The organism is Rhodanobacter lindaniclasticus, assembly GCF_004799035.1.
GTDB classification, from domain to species: Bacteria; Pseudomonadota; Gammaproteobacteria; order Xanthomonadales; family Rhodanobacteraceae; genus Rhodanobacter; species Rhodanobacter lindaniclasticus.
In genome coordinates this window covers 1-16,643 of the sequence record NZ_MWIO01000037.1, presented here as the reverse complement: position 1 = coordinate 16,643, position 16,643 = coordinate 1, and the positions used below count along the sequence as shown (strand labels likewise).

The window sequence follows — 16,643 nt, the reverse complement described above, 5'->3', positions numbered from 1 at the left end:
TTCAGGCGTCGAGGTCGGGGATCAGCTTGCTTTCCAGCCGTGCGATGTGGTCCTTCAGCAGCAGCTTGCGCTTCTTCAGCCGGGTCAGCTGCAATTCGTCACGGCCGATCGCGTGGGCCAGTTCTTCGATCGCCGCGTCGAGATCGCGATGCTCCAGCTTGAGCTCGGCAAGCAGGTGGACGATTTCGGCGTGATCCTGGATCGGCATGGCAATGGCCAAACGTGTGACGTACTGCTCAGTTTAGCGCGCTGGTGGCGTCGCGCCAGCAGTGATCGCCATGGCGCGCGCGACGACCCCTGCGCACTGCAGTCGGTCGCGGCTGCTCCCGTCCGCCACTGCGGTGGCCAGCCGGCTCTTGCTATAGTCAACGGCGTTTCGCACCGTTTTTCCGTGCGTCGCACCGCATGCCGGAGAAAACCGTCCATCGACGGCCCCGGCGCGTGCCTTCCCCACCCATCGAGTACCGATCGTGTCCTTCTTTGCCCCCGTTGAAATGGCCCCCGGCGATCCGATCCTGGGCCTCACCGAAACCTATCTGGCGGACGCGCGACCGCACAAGATCAATCTCGGCGTGGGCATCTACGTGGACGAACAGGGGCGCATTCCGCTGCTGCCCACCGTGCACGAGGTGGAACTGGCGCTTGCCGCCGCGGCGAAGCCGCGCGGCTACCTGCCGATCGACGGGCTGGCGGCGTACAACCGGCTGACCCAGCAACTGGTGTTCGGTGAGCAGTCGCCGCTGCTGGCCGCCGGCCGCGTGGCCACCGCGCAGACCATCGGCGGCAGCGCCGCGTTGCGCGTGGCGGCCGATCTGCTCAAGCAGGTGGCCGGCGCGAAGGCGAAGGTCGCGATCAGCAGCCCGAGCTGGGGCAACCACCACGTGGTGTTCCGCACCGCCGGCTTCGAACTGCTGGAATATCGCTATTACGACGCGGCCAGTCATGGCCCGGATTTCGCCGGCATGCTGGAAGACCTGGGCCGGATGGAGCCGGGCACCGTGGTGCTGCTGCACGCGTGCTGTCACAACCCCACCGGCGTGGACCTGGACGCCGCGCAGTGGGCGCAGCTGGTCGAGTTGCTGCGCGAGCGCAAACTGCTGCCGTTCGTCGACATGGCCTACCAGGGCTTCGACCGCGGCACCGCGCAGGACGCCACCGCGGTGCGCGTGCTGGCGGAGTCCGGCATCGAGGCGTTCGTGGTCGCCAACTCGTACTCCAAGTCGTTCTCGCTGTACGGCGAGCGCGTGGGCGCGCTGTCGATGGTCGGCGCCGATCGCGGCGAGGCCGAGCGGCTGCAGTCGAAGATCAAGCAGGTGATCCGCACGATCTATTCCAGCCCGTCCACCCACGGCGCCGCGCTGGTCGCCGGCGTGCTCGGCAGCGCCGAGCTGCGCGCGCGCTGGGAGCAGGAGCTGGGCGGCATGCGTTCGCGCATCCACGCCATGCGCGCCGGCTTCGTCGAGAAGCTGGCCGCGCTCGGCGCGCCGGATTTCGGCTTCATCAACAAGCAGGCCGGCATGTTCTCCTACTCCGGCCTGAGCAAGGCGCAGGTACATCGCCTGCGCGACGAGCACGCGATCTACGCACTCGACAGCGGGCGCATTTGCGTGGCCGCGTTGAACCACGCCAACCTCGACACGGTGGCGGCGGCGGTGGCTGCCGTCTGCCGCTGATACCCATGACCATCGTCCCGGCTTTCGTCGGAACGACGGCGAAACTACCTGTTTCCCGCAACACTGACCCGGATACCGAATGTTCTTCCGCAACCTCACCCTGTTCCGTTTTTCCCCCGCCGTCGCCACCGATCTCGACCGCCTCGATGAGGCCTTGGCCGAGCATCGGCTGCGCCCCTGCGGTCCGCTGGAGATGTTCACCAAGGGCTTCGTGCCGCCGGTCGGCCGCGGCGAGGGCGAGCCGCTCACCCATGCGGTGAAGCAGTCCACCCTGTTCACCGTCGGCGGCGAGGACAAGCTGCTGCCCGCCGCCGTCATCAATGACGAGCTGCAGCGCAAGGTGCAGAAGATCGCCGAGGAGGAAGGCCGCAAGGTCGGCGGCCGCGAGCGCAAGCGGATCAAGGAGGACCTGCTCAACGAGCTGCTGCCGCGCGCGTTCGTGCGGCAGTCGCGCATGTCCGCCTACGTCGACAAGAAGCATGGCTGGCTGGTGCTGGACACCTCCAGCCGCAAGTCGGCCGAGACCGCGCTGAGCCAGGTGCGCGAGGCGCTGGGCAGCTTCCCGGCGGTGCCGCTGGCGCCGGAAGAGGGCCCGCGCGTGCTGATGACCGACTGGCTGGCCACCGGCAACCTGCCGGCCGGGCTGGCGCTGGGCGACGAATGCGAACTGCGCGATCCGGCCACCGCCACCGGCGCCATCGCGCGCTGCCGCCGGCAGGACCTGGACGCCGAGGAGGTCAAGGAGCATCTGCGCAACGGCAAGCAGGTGTTCCTGCTGGGGCTGACCTTCGACGACCGCATCAGCTTCGTGCTGGGCGAGGACCTGGTCATCCGCAAGCTGAAGTTCCTCGACGTGGTGATGGACGAGCTGGGCGACAGCCAGCAGGACGCCCACGCCGAAATGGACGCCAGCTTCGCCCTGCTGACGCTGGAACTGGCGCGGTTGCTGGCGAAACTGGAGGAGTGGTTCGGTCTGCCGCGTCCCACTGACGGCTGAGATTTGGCCCCGGCCGGGGCGGCCCACCGGCATGACGCCCGGCCCTTGCGCCGGAGCGCCGGCTTGCCGGCATACTGTCTGTCCGGACTCGCCACGCCGACCGCGCATGGCGTACCGGATGGACGGCAGGACATGACGCAGCATCTCGAAGGCGACTGGCTGGAACTGGCGATGGAAGGCGGCAACACCATCCGGGTGTTGAAGGCTGCCCATCCGCGTGCGCGGCGCTTGCGCCTCACCGTCACGCCCAAGGGCGCGCGGGTGTCGTACCCGCGCGGCACGCATCCGGCCCAGGTCAGCGCGTTCCTGCGCAGCCACGCACACTGGCTGGAGCAGAAGCTCGATGAGCTGAACCTGATCGTCAAGCCGCTGCCGCCGCTGCGCATCGGCCATGCCTGCCACTTTCCGCTGCGCGGCGAACTGGCGGAACTGGACTGGTCCGAGGGCGCCTATCCGAAGATCGAGGCGCATGCGCGCGGCCTGACCCTGGTGGTGCCGCGCCCGCACAGCCGCGCCTTGCCGATCGCCCGCGGCCTGCTCGCCTCTCATCTGGAGTTGCTGATCCGTCGCGACGTGTCGCGCTGGATGGCCGTCCACGTGCCGCAACTGGGCCTGGCGCCGACCTCGCTGCGCATCCGTCCGATGAAGAGCCTGTGGGGCAGCCTGGACACGCGCGACCGCATCAATCTCGACCTCGCGCTGGCGCTGGCACCGGCGGCGGCGTTGCGCTACGTGCTGGTCCACGAGCTGTGCCACCTGCGCGTGCGCAACCACTCGCCGCGCTTCTGGGCGCTGGTGGAAACGCTCTATCCCGACTGGCGCGAACAACGCGACTGGCTGCGCCAGCACGGCGCCATCCTCAAGGCCGAACTCGACCGGCTGGTCGCCGACGTGGCCGATTGAGCGGCGCGGCGCCGGCTCAGGCGTCGGCTTTCTTCCAGCTTTGCGGTGTCTCGCTGGTGACCATCGCCACGCTGGAGCGCGCCGGATCCAGCGCGCGCACTTCCAGCGTCAGGCCGAAGGCGAGGCAGGGGTTTTCCGCGGCGATCGCGGCGGCCTCCTCCAGCGTGTCGGCCACGATGAACCAGTAGCCGCCGATCAGCTCCTTGGATTCGCTGAAGGGCCCGTCGGTGATGGCAGTCCGGGAGATCAGCTTGCCGCGGTTCGCCAGGCGGCTGCCCGGCTTGAGTCGCCCCTGCGCCAGGCCTTCTTCGTACCAGGCGTAGAAGCGGTCGATGGTGTCCTGCACGGCGTCCTTGTCGGCGCCTTCGTCCCATTGTCCGCGCGAGATCAGCAGGTACTCGTTCATGGGCATGGAACCTGGCCTCTCGGTAGGGGCGCGGTGCCGCGCCGGTCAGACTGCCTTGCGCGGCTGGCGCACGTAGCGGGTGCGCAGCAGGATGTCCCACAGCGGCGTGGTGACGCCGAAGTTGGTGTCCGGATGGTAGTGGTGCACGTGGTGGGCGCCGGCCCAGCGGCGCAGCAGCGGCTGCTTGAAGCGCACGTGGTGGATGATGAAGTGGACCAGGCCGTAGACGATGTAACCGAGCGTGATCGAGCCGGCCAGCAGCAGCGCGAAGCCGAACGGCATCAGCACGACCAGCACCGCGGTGAGCGCAATCAGCACCATCGCCGGCAGGAAGAACGGCAGCGAGTCGTAGCCGAGCGGGCGCTCGTGGTGCATGCGGTGGCCCTGCTCGAACAGCGGGATGCGGGTGTGGAACATCCAGCGGTGGAAGAAGTACTCGATGAAGCTGAAGGCGAACAGGCCCAGCGCGATCGCGCCCGCGGCCAGCCAGGGGCCGCCGTCGAGATGGCGCCAGCCGACGGCCAGCAGCCATGCGCCCAGCGCCGTGTCCAGCACCAGCTCGGTCCAGTAGTTGGTCCGCGTGGTGGACATCCGCGCAATCGCGTCCACGCCTGAATGCATGAGGTTTCGCATCATCGCTGCACGTTCTTCCCTGGCGCGCTGCCGGTTTGCAGGCCCATATCCCCATTCTCCCACGTTGGCAACAACAAACCACGTTACTTTTGTCGGTCACGGCTGAGCGCAGCCTGAGCGGCTTGGTTCGCGCCGCCTGCGTCAGTGGGAGAGCGCGAAACCGGTGAGTATCTGTGCAGTGGTGTCCGGCTTCTCCAGCATCGGCATGTGATTGCACCCGCTGATGGTGCTGGTGCTGATCGCACTGGCCGCGGTCAACCCGTTGCGCAGGCTGTCCAGCGCCGAGATGTCGGTGATCCTGTCGTCGTGGCACCACACGCCCAGCACCGGCATGGTCAGCCGGCCCAGCCGCTGCTGCAACGCCAGCGGCTGCGCGTGCACGGCCTGGAACGTGCGCTGGATGAAGTCGTGGTCGCGCCGGTTGCGCTCGACCAGCACGTCGACGAAGCGGCCGGGCAGGCCGGGCGGCTGCGCAAACTCCAGCGCGGTCAGTCGCGCGTAACCGGCGCGGTCATCGAACAGGTAAGGGTTCTTGCCCGCGCTTGCCAGGCGCGCAAAGTCGCTCTCGTCGGCCTTCAGGCCGTACGCGTCGAGCAGGGCCACGCCCGCCACGCGTTGCGGCTGGTCGGCGGCATATGCGGCGGCGATCGTCGCGCCGGTGCCATGGCCGGCCAGCATGAAGCGCGGCAGGCGCAGTGCCTGCACGAACGCGTCCAGCCGCGCAGCCTGGGCGTCGACGTCGTAGTTGCCCTGCGCCACGCGCGAGGATTCGCCCCAGCCGGGTAGGTCGGGGATGACCAGGTGGAAGTGCGCAGTCAGCAACGCGGCCACCGGCAGCCAGACCTCCTTGTCGCCGGCGAAACCGTGCAGCAGCACGATGGTCGGGCCTTCGCCGCCTTCGTAGTACGACCAGCGGGTGTCGCCGACTTGCACGCTGTGCGTTTCCAGCTTGGCCGCCATCGCCTCGCGCAGGTGCCCGGCGCGCATCAGCCATTGCGGCGCGAACAGGTAGCTGCCGCCGAGCAGGATGGCCAACAGCGCCACCAGCCAGGCGAGGAACTTCAGCCGCCGCAGCAGCATGCGTTTCCAGAGTGGGGTGGTGGTTGATGGCGGCATGAGGTTTCTTGGTGAGGTCCGCGGGTTTCACTCCCTCCCCTGCTCTGCAGGGGAGGGCCGGGGTGGGGTGCTTTTGATCTTGAAGATCAAGAGCTACCCCCTCCCAACCTCCCCCTGCCGCGCAAGGGGAGGAGCTTCGGTTACTTCGCCTGCTTCGGCTGCCTGGCCTTGGCGAGAATGCCTTCCACCACCTGCTGGGTCAGCGGGTGGTAGCCGGCTTTGGCCTTGGCGTAGACCTGCTCGGCGAAAGCCAGTCCTTCCGGCGTTTTCACGAACGCCTTGTACAGCGGCGTGGTGAGGTAGATGCGGCCGATCCGGGTCATGTGCTCGGCGGCGGCGTCCCACACCGCCTTGTCGCCGGCGGCGATCGCGTGGCTGTACCAGCGCATGCCGATCTCCGCGTTCGGCGTGCCGGTGAGGTGCCAGGCAGCATCCAGCTGCTGCATCTTGTCCAGCGCCGGCGCATCGGGCAGGCGGTCGAGGAAGTACATCCACTCCTGCGTGTTCCAGCCCTTGGCGTCGAGCTTGTCGGCCGCCAGCGTGCCGGCGAGGAACTCGCCGCGCTCCTTGTCGATCGCGTCGAAGCGCGGCGACTCGGGCAGCGGCGCATCCTTGGGGATGCCGCTGCCGTAAATCCATTCGCGCACCTCGGCCCAGCTCATCTTGCCGGGGTACTTCTCGATCAGGTTCGGCTTCATGTAGTCGAGCATCTGCTCGGTGGTGATGCTGTGCCAGGCGAAGTGGGCGAAGTAGCCCTTGAGATAAGCGTCGAAATCCGCGCGGCCGAAGCGCTGCTCCAGCGTGCGCAGGAACCACGAGCCCTTGTCGTAGGCCACGTCGGACAGCGCGTCGTCGGCACCCACGCCGCGCGGGTCCGGCGCCAGCTTCTGCGCGTTCTCGGCCATGTCGCCGATGCTCTTCTGCAGCGCGCGCGCCGACAGCAGCGCCTCCTCGTCGGCCTGGCTCTTGCCGTAGACCGCCTCGGTGATGCGGCCCTGCACGTAGGTGGTGAAGCCTTCGTTGAGCCAGATGTCGCGCCACGCCGCGCTGGTCACCAGGTTGCCCGACCACGAGTGCGCCAGCTCGTGCGAGACCAGCGAGACCAGGCTCTTGTCGCCGACCAGCACGGTCGGCGTGGCGAACGTCATGTTCGGGTTTTCCATGCCGCCGAACGGGAACGACGGCGGCAGCACCAGGATGTCGTAGCGGCCCCAGGCGTACGGGCCGTACAGCTCTTCGGTGGCCTCGATCAGTTTCTCGGTGTCCTCGAACTCGTGCGCGGCCTTGGCCACCACCGAGGGTTCGGCATACACGGCCGAACGCGGGCCGGTTTCCTTCACCGCGATGTCGCCGGCGGCAATCGCCAGCAGGTAGGACGGGATCGGATGCGGCTGATCGAAGCGGAAATCGCCGTCCAGCGGATGCTGCGCGTCGTTGAGCGCGCTCATCACCACGCGGATGTTCTTCGGCGCGCTGACGTGCGCGTCGTAGGTAAAGCGGATGGCCGGCGAATCCTGCAGCGGCACCCACGAGCGCGCGTGGATGGATTCGGACTGCGAGAACATGAACGGCGCGCGCTTGTCCCTGGTCTGCGCCGGGGTCAGCCACTGCAGGCCCGAAGCGGTGGGCGCCGTGCTGTAGACGATGCGCACCTGTGCCGGATGCTTCGGCGCGGTGATGGTGAGCTTGCTGCCCAGCTCCTTGTCGCGCGGCGCCAGCGCGTATTTCAGCGGCGTGGCCTTGCCGTTGGTCGCCAGCGCCTCGACCTTGGCGATCTTCAGGTCGCGCGTGTCCAGCACCAGCGACTGTGCCTGCGGGTTGCGCCAATCCAGCTTCAGCGTGGCCTGGCCGGCGAGCTGCTTGTGCGGGAAGTCGATCTTCAGGTCCAGGTCCAGATGCGTCACGCGTACCTGGTCGGGCTGGGCGTAGGAGTTCGGATCGTTGGCCTGGGCGGCCACGGGCAACAGCAGCGTACCGAAGGCAAGAAGCGAAAACAGGCGCATGGGCGGGAGGTCTCTCGGGCCGGGAAACCCCGAGTATGCCACCGCGCCGACGGGTACCGCCTGTGACAGAAGCTCAGGGCAGCTCGCGCACCGAATGCGGGTCGCTCGCGTAGGGATGCATGGTGGCGAGAAAGCCCGGCTGCGCCTCCACCCGCGCGATCCAGGCGCGGATCGCGGAATATCCGTCCAGCGCGAAGTCCGCCTCGGCCGCGCGACTTCCGTAGGCGAAGAGCGCGATGTCGGCGATGCTGTAACGCTCGCCAGCGATGAAGTTGCGGCCCGACAGCTCGCGCTCCAGGATCTCCAGTGTGCGCGCCGCGGCCTGGCGCTTGGCTTCGACCAGCGCGGGCGGACGGCGCACCAGCTTGCCGGTCAGCGTCCAGTGGCGCAGCGCGCCGAGCACCGACTCCACCCGCTCCTGCTCGAAATGCAGCCACTGCTGCACCTTGGCGCGGCCGAACGCATCACCCGGCACGTACGGCGTGCCGTCAGCCAGGTACATCAGGATCGCGTTCGATTCCGCCAGCGTGCGGCCGTCGTCCAGCTCGATCGCCGGCACCGTGCCGGTCGGGCTGACGCGCAGGTAGCTTTCGCTGCGCCCCTCGCCCTCGAAGATGCTGACCTCCACCGTGCGGTACGCCCGTCCGAGATGATGCAGCAACTGGCGCACCTTCCAGGCGTTCTGCGAGGGCAGATAATCGTACAGGGTGAGCATGGGCAACTCCGGTGAGGGGGACGCAAACTCTGGCAGCGCCGGGCGCGGCCCGCTATCCGGTTCTTGCGCCGGTCGCGCACAAAACCTGCCCGGACTGGAGCGTCCGGAAAAATTCCTATTGACAACCCGATTCTTCCAGGAAGAGCCTCCGCGACACGCCCGAGCGTCGAGCCGGGCACAGGGGAAAATACGATGCGTATCACGCGGCAAGGAATCTGCCTGTGGGTCGTGCTGCTCAGCTCATTCGCATCGCTCGTCCATGCGGCCAGTCCCGAAGACGAATACAGGAAGCTGATCCGGGTCAACCAGGACATGCAGCCCTTGGGCGAGCATCCGTTCGGCGAAAACGTCAGCCTCTATGACGGCTCATTGTCGTTCACCCAAACCGACATCAGCTTGTCTGGCAATGGTCCTGCATTGCAGTTGATCAGGCGATTCGAGGTTTACGGAAACTCGCCGATTCATGGTGCGGCTGAACCCGTGTTCGGCGGATGGGAACTCGAAGTGCCGCACTTGGAAACCCTGACGGCGGGGAGACAGCCGACTGCGGACAATCCCACCGGGGTAGCCATGTGGAACGTGAGTGCCGCGGGAAATCTTCAGCGAATCAATGGCTGGCAGACCGACAACACGGGGGATACGAGCGGCAATCCAAGCGCCGACGTCAACGCGCGCTGCACCAATTTCACCGCTCCGCCGAGTGTCGTGCGCCACTTGGGCGATCCCGACCTGGAGTTCTGGGATCCCTACGATTGGTGGAAGGGTTACCACCTGCTCATGCCCGGAGAAGGTGGCCAGGACGTGTTGGCCAATGCCGACTCGGCCACCAAAAGCACCTATCCGGCCGTGACCAAGGAGCACTGGCGCTTCAGTTGCCTCCCGACGACCGCGAACGGACAGCCCGGAGAGGGCTTTCTTGGCCATGCGCCGGATGGAACCTTGTATTGGTTCGATTATCTCGTGTACCGACCTGCGGATGGCATGTCGCGACAACTGTCGGCTGGCGATGCGGGACTGTCGCCTCCACAGTCGTCCTTTCAGCGATTTGCCGATGCTTCCGTTGATGGGCTCATCAGTCTCCTGTCCGGATCATCCAGCGCGCATGCGGCTACGGTCAAAGACTCCATCGTGAGGGGCTTGGGTGTGCTCCTGGTCACCAAGGTTCAGGACCGCTTTGGCAACACGCTCAACTACAGCTACGACAGCAACGGCCTTCTTACGGGAATCACGGCAAGCGATGGCCGTGCCTTGAGCGTGGCATACGTGGCTGGCACGTCCCGTGTTCAAGCAGTAACTCTGCAGCCAGCCTCTGGTATGCCAAGAACATGGCTCTACACATACAACACGGACGGCTCCTCGCTTGTCGATGTGAAATTGCCCGACAGCAGCCATTGGCATTACGACATGGCTGCATTGCAGAGCGCCATGTTGCGAAACAGCAGTTCATATAGCAGTTGCGAAACGTTGGCCGTGCCGACGGATCTCGGGCCTGTCACGGGCACCATCACGCATCCGTCCGGGCTGGTGGGCCAGTTCACATTGGAGGGGCGGAAACATGGCCGCTCTTACGTGGGCGAGATCTGTCGTGGCATGGACACCAGGGGACCGAGTACCAGCGGGAGCTACTCGACTTTTCCGAAAGAGTGGTACAGCTTGACGACGACCCGGGTGGTGTTCTCGGGAGCGGGCATACCTGCCAGCACGTGGCTTTACCAGTACTCGTCACCCAATGACAGTTGGTACACCTGCACGGGCAACTGTCCCACCACCATCTGGACGGACGTGGTGGCTCCGGATGGCAGCACGGTTCGCCGCATTTTCAGCAATCGGCTCGATATCACCGAGAGTCGATTGCTTCGCACCGAGTTCTATGCGGGTGCGGCGGGTTCCTCGGTGCTCCTGCGCAGTGAAGACTATGGCTACGCGGCCCCGACGACGGCGCCACTTCCCACAGTGGCGGGCACCAGTTTTCTCACCAACGTGAATGTCGCCCAGCTGACCAAGTATTCGCCGATGAATCTTCGTGTCATCGCCCAGGACGGCGATGCCTACACCTGGCAGGCGGAAGCCTTTGACCAGTACGCCCAGGTGACTCGAACCAAGCGCTTCAGTTCGGTCAGCGGGCAGGCGGCGATCGAAGAGGCCATCGCTTACCGGAACGACACCAACCTCTGGGTTCTCGGGTTGCCGTTGACGGTGACCAATGTAAGCACGGGCGAGGTGGAGTCGAGCAATACGTACAAGACGAGCAACGACACCTTGCTGTCGCGGGCTCACTTTGGCCAGACGCTGATGAACTATACGTTCAACGGCGCTGGCCAACTGGCCAGCTTCACCGACGGCAACAACCACACCACTACCCTGGGCAACTACAAGCGCGGCATCCCGCAGGCGATCGGCTACCCGGACGGCAAATCGCAGGCGTTGTCGGTGGACGACTTCGGCCAGATCGCGTCGATCACCGACCAGGCCGGGCACACCACCAGTTATGACTACGACAGTGTAGGGCGGATCACCGGGATCACGTATCCGTCCGGCGATGAAGTGGCCTGGCTGCCGACCACCTTCACCTACAGTTTCGTCACGGGCGCGGAGCGGGGATTGCCCGCCAACCATTGGCGGCGCACCACAACTACCGGCAGCGCCAACGCGGTGACGTACTACGACGCCATGCTGCGTCCGGTGCTGAGCGACAGCGCCATTGGCAGTGCGGTGCAGGCGAGCACCTTGACGACCTATGATGCCAAGGGTCTGAAAGTCTTCCGTGCTTACCCGAGCGCCACGGCGCTCACCTTCACCCAAACACCGATCACTGCGGGCATCAAGGGCGTGGCGACCGACTATGACGCGTTGGGGAGGATCTACCAGACCAGGCAGGATTCCGAGTTGGGCGTGCTGACTACGGCCTATGCTCCCCTGTCTGGCGCTCGCCAGCGGGTTACCGACCCCAAGACGAATGTCACCACCACCAGCTATCAGGTATTCGACTCGCCCAGCTACGACGTACCGATCCTCGTGCAGGCCCCGGAGGGTATTGCCCAAGCCATCTCGCGTGATCCATACGGGAACCCTCTGTCAATCAGGCAATGGGGTCCATACGGCACCGAGACCAACAGTCTCACCAAGACGTTGGTGTACGACGGCTACCACCGTCTCTGCCGTATTGACGAGCCGGAAAGCGGCAGCGAGGTCATGGGGTATGACGGCGCCAACAATCTGGCGTGGAGCGTCACCGGGGCCACGCTGGGCAATGATGGCAACTGCCATCCGGAGCTTGCGCAGTCGACGAACGTGACCACGCGCAGCTATGACGCGATGAACCGGCTGAAGACGATCCTGCCGCCGGTGGGTACGGGCACGCAAAGCACCAGTTACGACTACGACCCGGTGGGCCGACTCACCAGCGGGGTGTCGGGTATCAGCTCCTGGAGCGGCAAGTACAACTATCGCGGCGCGCTCACCCGCGAGACGTTGCAATTGGTCGGTCAAGACGCCTGGGTCATTGGCTACGTCCACGATGCCTACGGCAACCTCAGCCTGATCCACTACCCGGACGGTGAAAGCGTCAGCTATGCCCCCGACGCGCTGGGTCGCCCGACCCAGGCTGGCGGTTATGCAACCGGTGTCGGCTATTTCCCGGATGGGCAGATTGCCCAGTTTGCCTTCGCCAATGGCACGGGGTACGTGGCCGAACAGAACGCGCGCCAACTGCTTCGCAACTTCAGCTATGGCGCGGGCAGCATGGTGCGATTGAGTGAAGATCTGGACTACGACGCCAACGGCAACATCACCTCGGTGGCCGACCTGGCGGGAGGTCCACGCAACAAATCGTTCGGCTACGACGGACTGAACCGGCTGACCAGCGCCAATGCGACGGCTCTGTGGGGCAACCAGGTCTATACCTACGACGCACTCAACAACCTGCGTACACTGAAGACCGGTAGCCAGACTTCCACGTATCACTACGACGTCACCAACAAGCTGGCCAGTATCACCGATGGTGCCAGTACGCTTGCCAGCTATCGCTACGACAACCGCGGCAACGTCATCGGCAAGAACGCCACGGCGCTGGTGTTCGACCAGAAGAATCAGTTGACTCAAATCGTCGGGGGCGGCAGTTATGCCTACGATGCTGCCGGGCGGCGCGTGTCGAAAACGGTTGGCGGAGCCACGACGTACTACTTCTACAACCAGGCTGGCCAGCTGATGTTTCAGTGGGCGCCAGCCAGCGCGCTGAGCACCAGTTTTATCTATCTTGGCGGCAAACTGGTCGGTGACAACGAGGAGGTGGTGCTTGGGACGCCGGCCACGATCGGCTTCGACGCCAATCCCAACGATGGCAACTACACGGTAAGCTGGGGAGCGGTGCCGGGGGCGACGGGCTACCTTCTGCAGGAAAGCGCCAATGGTGGTGCATGGGCCACGGTCTATAGTGGCGGCGCGGCAAGCAAGACGCTGAGCGGCAAGGCCGGTGGCGGCTACACCTATCGCGCGGAAGGCTGCGTGGGCACCACCTGCGGCGCCTGGATTACCTCGGCCACCGTGGGCGTGCGCCCTGCCATGCCGGCAGTGAGTGTTCCCGGAGGCACGATCAACGGCACTTATACGGTGAGCTGGACCGCCTCGGCCGGTGCCAGTGGCTACGATGTGCAAGAACGCCTGGATGGTGGTAGCTGGGCCACGATCGCCAGCAACACGGCGGCAACGGCGATCTCTCGTCCGGGTATCGCCAGCGGCAGCTATACCTACCAGGTCTCGGCCAGGAACGTTTACGGAACTCGCGGTTGGGCGGTTTCCGACGCGGTGACCGTGGACACGACCTACGGGGTGATACCGGCGGCACCGACCGGTCTGACCGTGCCGGCCAGCAGCAGCAATGGCAGCGCCACGCTGGGCTGGGGTGTATCCAGCCTCGCGACCCGCTACGTGGTCGAACAGAGCAGCAACGGCGGTACCAGTTGGGCCGGCATCTACAACGGTAGCGGCACCGGTACGACCGTGTCCGGCTTGGCCAACGGCAGCTACAGCTTCCATGTGCAGGCCTGCAATACGTATGGCTGCAGCGCCTGGACGCCCGGCAACGCCATCCTGATCGTGACGCATCCACCGGCTACTGCGCCGACCGTCAGCACTCCCGCCAACAGTTCCAATGGTGGTTACACGGTCAGTTGGGGCGCGGTAGGTACGGCCACCAGCTACACCTTGCAGGAACAGGTCAACGGCGGCGCCTGGAGCACGATCCAGACGGGCAGCGCCACCAGCAAGACGATCAGTGGCAAAGGCAACGGCAGCTATGGCTACCGGGTACAGGCGTGCAACGTCGGCGGTTGTGGCCCGTGGAGCGGTACCGGTGCCACCACGGTGCTACTGCCCCCTGCGGTACCGGCGAGCATCACAGTGCCTGCCACCAGTAGCGGCAGCATTGCGGTGAGCTGGGCAGCCAGCGCCACGGCGACCAGTTACACGTTGCAGCAGCGCCTCGGCGCGGGCAGCTGGGGTGGCGTGTATGCAGGCGCAGCCACCAGCAGTACGCGTGCGGTGACGACGAGCGGCAGTTACACCTACCGGGTGCAGGCGTGCAACGCGAGTGGCTGCAGTGCGTACAGGACCAGCAGCGCAGTGACCGTCACGATCCCGCCGGCGACCACGCCCACCCTCAATGTCCCGGCCAGCAGTTCCTCCGGCAGCTACACGGTGAGCTGGGGAACGGTGACGGCGGCAACCAGCTACACCCTGCAGGAGCAAGTCAACGGCGGCAGTTGGGTCTCGATCCAGACGGGAAGCGCGACCAGCAGGGCGATCAGCGGCAAGGGCAACGGCAACTATGACTATCGCGTGCAGGCCTGCAATCCGGGTGGCTGCGGGCCGTGGAGCAGTACCGCAACCACGACGGTCGTGCTGGTTCCGGCTGTACCCACGGGCCTCAGTGCCACCGTTGATGTCTATGATCTGTCAGGTGCATTGAGCCAGGCGGCGGGAACCGTCTCGCCCCAGGCCCGCCGTTATGCCTACCAAATGAGCGCCACGTGGAACGCATCGGCCGGAGCCACGAGCTACACCTTGCAGTACTGCCAGAACGGCGGGACCTGCTCCACGAAATCCAGCAGCGCGACGTCAGTTCCCCCATTCATTGTCGCTGGCGTGGGATATGCCGTTTCCGTGCAGGCCTGCAATGCGAGCGGATGCTCGCCCTACAGCGCTACGGTGACGCCGACCGTGGTTCAGAATTGAGGAGGCCCCGGCATGTCGACCATGAAGATCGCGGCACTGTGGTTGATCCTGTCGCTATGGGCCGGCCTGACCCATGCCGGCACGCATCACTACTACTACACCGACGTGCAGGGCACGGTGCTGGCCAAGGCCGATGCCAACGGAGCCATCGTGGCCACATACGACTACGCGCCGTACGGCACAGCGGTGATGAACATGAGTCCGGCGCCGAACGGACCGGGGTATACAGGGCATGTGAATGATCCGGAGTCGGGATTCGTCTATATGCAGGCGAGGTATTACGACCCGGCGGCGGGGCGATTCTTGAGTGTCGATCCGATGGGCCTCACTCCAGGGAATGTGTTTGGGCAAAATCGCTATGTTTATGCTAACAACAGTCCGTACACAAATTTTGATCCAACGGGAACAACCTGCAAACGCAGCGGATCGGGAGGCACTTATTCGTGCCAAATCGACTACATTGTCACTAAAGTAAGGGGGATTGTTGGGGTTAGGCCGGCGAATGCGGCCGATCATAAGGCATACGCCGGAGTAGAGAGGTCGCTTACGAACGGTGTGAACGCAGCAGCTTCCTCGGGGAAAACCGTATCGATTTCGGTCAGGAGCGGCGGAAGTACGTTTACATTCAAAATATCGGGTGCCAAGGTGGCGCAGAACCTTGCTGGAAGATCGATGGTTGTTGATCCCAACGGGCATAGCTTCGGAGCTATGTATTCGCCCAATCGATATTATACATATATAAACAAATCGGGAATAAATCCTGCCCATAATACGCGATATGGTAATGCAGATCGAACCAGATCAGTGGAATTTTTGCATGAGGGAATTCATTGGAGCGTAGAAGAGTTGCGCGGCTTTGGCAACGCATTGCCAATACTGGGTACGGACCCGGCTGCGCATCAAAAAGCCTACAACGATGCTGCCAGCGAACTTTTGGAGGAGCGATGAATTCCACTGCGGTTATCCTCGCTACACTTATGATGTCTTCGAGTGTGGTCTATTCTATCAAGAGCATTAGTGATCCGATTCGTTATGTTGATATAAGAGGGTCCTACTTTATTAGTATCAAGTCTGATCTGTACAGGCTTGGGACGCCTCTCGATGCGATTCGAGATAACAATCTCGATATGCCGCAGTTTGCAGGGCGTGTCATAGACTGCTCTTCGAAGCGCTTCAGGTGCAAGTCCATTGCTTACCTAAAATTTGTCATTCCAAAAGAGCGGCTTAGTTCGGTTACGTACGATGCTGGAATAAAAATAGACCTAGAGCGACTTGCAAATGGTGGGTTCCATGCTTCGGCCGTTTGTCCTAGGCTTGCCACAACGGGTTGTGTGAGCCGTACAGATGGCAGCGGGCCCGCGCTCACCTACCAGTACGAAGTCAACAAAATTGGTGTACTGACTGCAATCAAAATACAGCACTGGAGCGACAGCGAGAAAATAACGACCCAGCAGAACTTGGTTTTGGTGAGTCGGCTCGGATTGGAGTTGTAGGGATAAAGTGTCGGAGGAAGCGGGAAAATTGCGTAGTGCGCGGAGCGAACTGCTGGCAGTAAAGCCATAAACTTCAACAGCAGCCATGGACTATTCGCTGCGGCATGCAACATAAGCGGGTGCTCGCCGTACTGCGCCACGGTGAAACCGATCGTCGCTCGTAACTGAAGTGGCCTAGGCACTTCGACCATGAAGATCGCGGCACTGTGGTTGATCCTGTCGCTATGGGCCAGCCTGGCCCATGCCGGCACGCATCACTACTACTACACCGACGCGCAGGGCACGGTGCTGGCCAAGGCAGATGCCAACGGAACCATCTTGGCCACATACGACTACGCGCCGTACGGCACGGCCGTGGCGAGCATGAATCCGGTGCCGAATGGGCCGGGGTACACCGGGCATGTGAACGATCCGGAGTCGGGGTTCGTCTACATGCAGGCGCGGTATTACGATCCGGGTGAGGGCGGCTTTTT

General features: G+C 64.3%; 13 protein-coding genes. 7 read left to right on the top strand and 6 right to left on the bottom strand.

Annotation, left to right across the window (positions count from 1 at the left end; genetic code table 11):
* Window position 1 precedes the first annotated feature (1 nt).
* The gene (locus tag B1991_RS13440; protein WP_136259188.1) at window positions 2–208 is read right to left on the bottom strand and encodes a YdcH family protein; all 207 of its coding nucleotides are present in this window, start codon (window positions 206–208) and stop codon (window positions 2–4) included.
* A gap of 262 nt (window positions 209–470) precedes the next feature.
* On the opposite strand from B1991_RS13440, the gene B1991_RS13435 reads away from it, so the two are divergent.
* The 3 genes from B1991_RS13435 (at window position 471) to B1991_RS13425 (ending at window position 3,573) form a co-directional block, all read left to right on the top strand.
* The gene (locus B1991_RS13435; RefSeq protein WP_136259187.1) at window positions 471–1,673 is read left to right on the top strand and encodes an amino acid aminotransferase; all 1,203 of its coding nucleotides are present in this window, start codon (window positions 471–473) and stop codon (window positions 1,671–1,673) included.
* Between the two features lie 79 nt (window positions 1,674–1,752).
* Complete coding sequence (locus B1991_RS13430) at window positions 1,753–2,670, top strand: recombination-associated protein RdgC (RefSeq protein ID WP_136259186.1); 918 nt, start codon at window positions 1,753–1,755, stop codon at window positions 2,668–2,670.
* Between the two features lie 132 nt (window positions 2,671–2,802).
* Window positions 2,803–3,573 carry a M48 family metallopeptidase gene (locus B1991_RS13425; RefSeq protein WP_136259214.1) on the top strand — a complete coding sequence of 257 codons (771 nt, stop codon included), beginning with the start codon at window positions 2,803–2,805 and terminating at the stop codon, window positions 3,571–3,573.
* A gap of 16 nt (window positions 3,574–3,589) precedes the next feature.
* Here the strand turns inward: B1991_RS13425 and B1991_RS13420 are convergent, their stop codons facing one another.
* From B1991_RS13420 to B1991_RS13400, 5 genes are all read right to left on the bottom strand, one after another.
* On the bottom strand, window positions 3,590–3,979 hold the full coding sequence (locus B1991_RS13420) for a YciI family protein (RefSeq protein ID WP_246031171.1): 390 nt from the start codon (window positions 3,977–3,979) through the stop codon (window positions 3,590–3,592).
* A 45-nt stretch (window positions 3,980–4,024) separates the two neighbouring features.
* The gene (locus tag B1991_RS13415) at window positions 4,025–4,570 is read right to left on the bottom strand and encodes a sterol desaturase family protein (RefSeq protein WP_246031170.1); all 546 of its coding nucleotides are present in this window, start codon (window positions 4,568–4,570) and stop codon (window positions 4,025–4,027) included.
* A 183-nt stretch (window positions 4,571–4,753) separates the two neighbouring features.
* Window positions 4,754–5,728, bottom strand: coding sequence for an alpha/beta fold hydrolase (locus tag B1991_RS13410; protein ID WP_246031169.1), 975 nt, complete (start codon window positions 5,726–5,728; stop codon window positions 4,754–4,756).
* 140 nt (window positions 5,729–5,868) lie between these two features.
* Window positions 5,869–7,731 (bottom strand): M1 family metallopeptidase, encoded by a 1,863-nt coding sequence (locus B1991_RS13405; RefSeq protein WP_136259183.1) that lies wholly within the window; start codon window positions 7,729–7,731, stop codon window positions 5,869–5,871.
* A gap of 73 nt (window positions 7,732–7,804) precedes the next feature.
* Entirely contained in the window at window positions 7,805–8,446 is a 642-nt protein-coding gene (locus B1991_RS13400) for a glutathione S-transferase family protein (RefSeq protein WP_136259182.1), read from the bottom strand.
* 192 nt (window positions 8,447–8,638) lie between these two features.
* On the opposite strand from B1991_RS13400, the gene B1991_RS13395 reads away from it, so the two are divergent.
* The 4 genes from B1991_RS13395 to B1991_RS13380 form a co-directional block, all read left to right on the top strand.
* On the top strand, window positions 8,639–14,677 hold the full coding sequence (locus B1991_RS13395; protein ID WP_136259181.1) for a hypothetical protein: 6,039 nt from the start codon (window positions 8,639–8,641) through the stop codon (window positions 14,675–14,677).
* A gap of 12 nt (window positions 14,678–14,689) precedes the next feature.
* The gene (locus B1991_RS13390) at window positions 14,690–15,625 is read left to right on the top strand and encodes an RHS repeat-associated core domain-containing protein (protein ID WP_136259180.1); all 936 of its coding nucleotides are present in this window, start codon (window positions 14,690–14,692) and stop codon (window positions 15,623–15,625) included.
* The gene (locus tag B1991_RS13385; RefSeq protein WP_136259179.1) at window positions 15,622–16,170 is read left to right on the top strand and encodes a hypothetical protein; all 549 of its coding nucleotides are present in this window, start codon (window positions 15,622–15,624) and stop codon (window positions 16,168–16,170) included. Before B1991_RS13390 ends, B1991_RS13385 begins: the two co-directional genes overlap by 4 nt.
* Before the next feature lie 189 nt (window positions 16,171–16,359).
* Window positions 16,360–16,643: RHS repeat-associated core domain-containing protein (locus tag B1991_RS13380; RefSeq protein ID WP_281280546.1), on the top strand; the 284-nt coding region annotated here is incomplete at its 3' end.

Excerpts from the sequence above, each read along its gene's own strand:
- B1991_RS13400 (WP_136259182.1), bottom strand. The coding sequence starts at position 8,446 with ATGCTCACCCTGTACGATTATCTGCCCTCGCAGAACGCCTGGAAGGTG.
- B1991_RS13395 (WP_136259181.1), top strand. The coding sequence starts at position 8,639 with ATGCGTATCACGCGGCAAGGAATCTGCCTGTGGGTCGTGCTGCTCAGC.
- B1991_RS13405 (WP_136259183.1), bottom strand. The coding sequence starts at position 7,731 with ATGCGCCTGTTTTCGCTTCTTGCCTTCGGTACGCTGCTGTTGCCCGTG.
- B1991_RS13440 (WP_136259188.1), bottom strand. The coding sequence starts at position 208 with ATGCCGATCCAGGATCACGCCGAAATCGTCCACCTGCTTGCCGAGCTC.
- B1991_RS13410 (WP_246031169.1), bottom strand. The coding sequence starts at position 5,728 with ATGCCGCCATCAACCACCACCCCACTCTGGAAACGCATGCTGCTGCGG.
- B1991_RS13385 (WP_136259179.1), top strand. The coding sequence starts at position 15,622 with ATGAATTCCACTGCGGTTATCCTCGCTACACTTATGATGTCTTCGAGT.
- B1991_RS13425 (WP_136259214.1), top strand. The coding sequence starts at position 2,803 with ATGACGCAGCATCTCGAAGGCGACTGGCTGGAACTGGCGATGGAAGGC.
- B1991_RS13415 (WP_246031170.1), bottom strand. The coding sequence starts at position 4,570 with ATGTCCACCACGCGGACCAACTACTGGACCGAGCTGGTGCTGGACACG.
- B1991_RS13390 (WP_136259180.1), top strand. The coding sequence starts at position 14,690 with ATGTCGACCATGAAGATCGCGGCACTGTGGTTGATCCTGTCGCTATGG.
- B1991_RS13420 (WP_246031171.1), bottom strand. The coding sequence starts at position 3,979 with ATGAACGAGTACCTGCTGATCTCGCGCGGACAATGGGACGAAGGCGCC.
- B1991_RS13430 (WP_136259186.1), top strand. The coding sequence starts at position 1,753 with ATGTTCTTCCGCAACCTCACCCTGTTCCGTTTTTCCCCCGCCGTCGCC.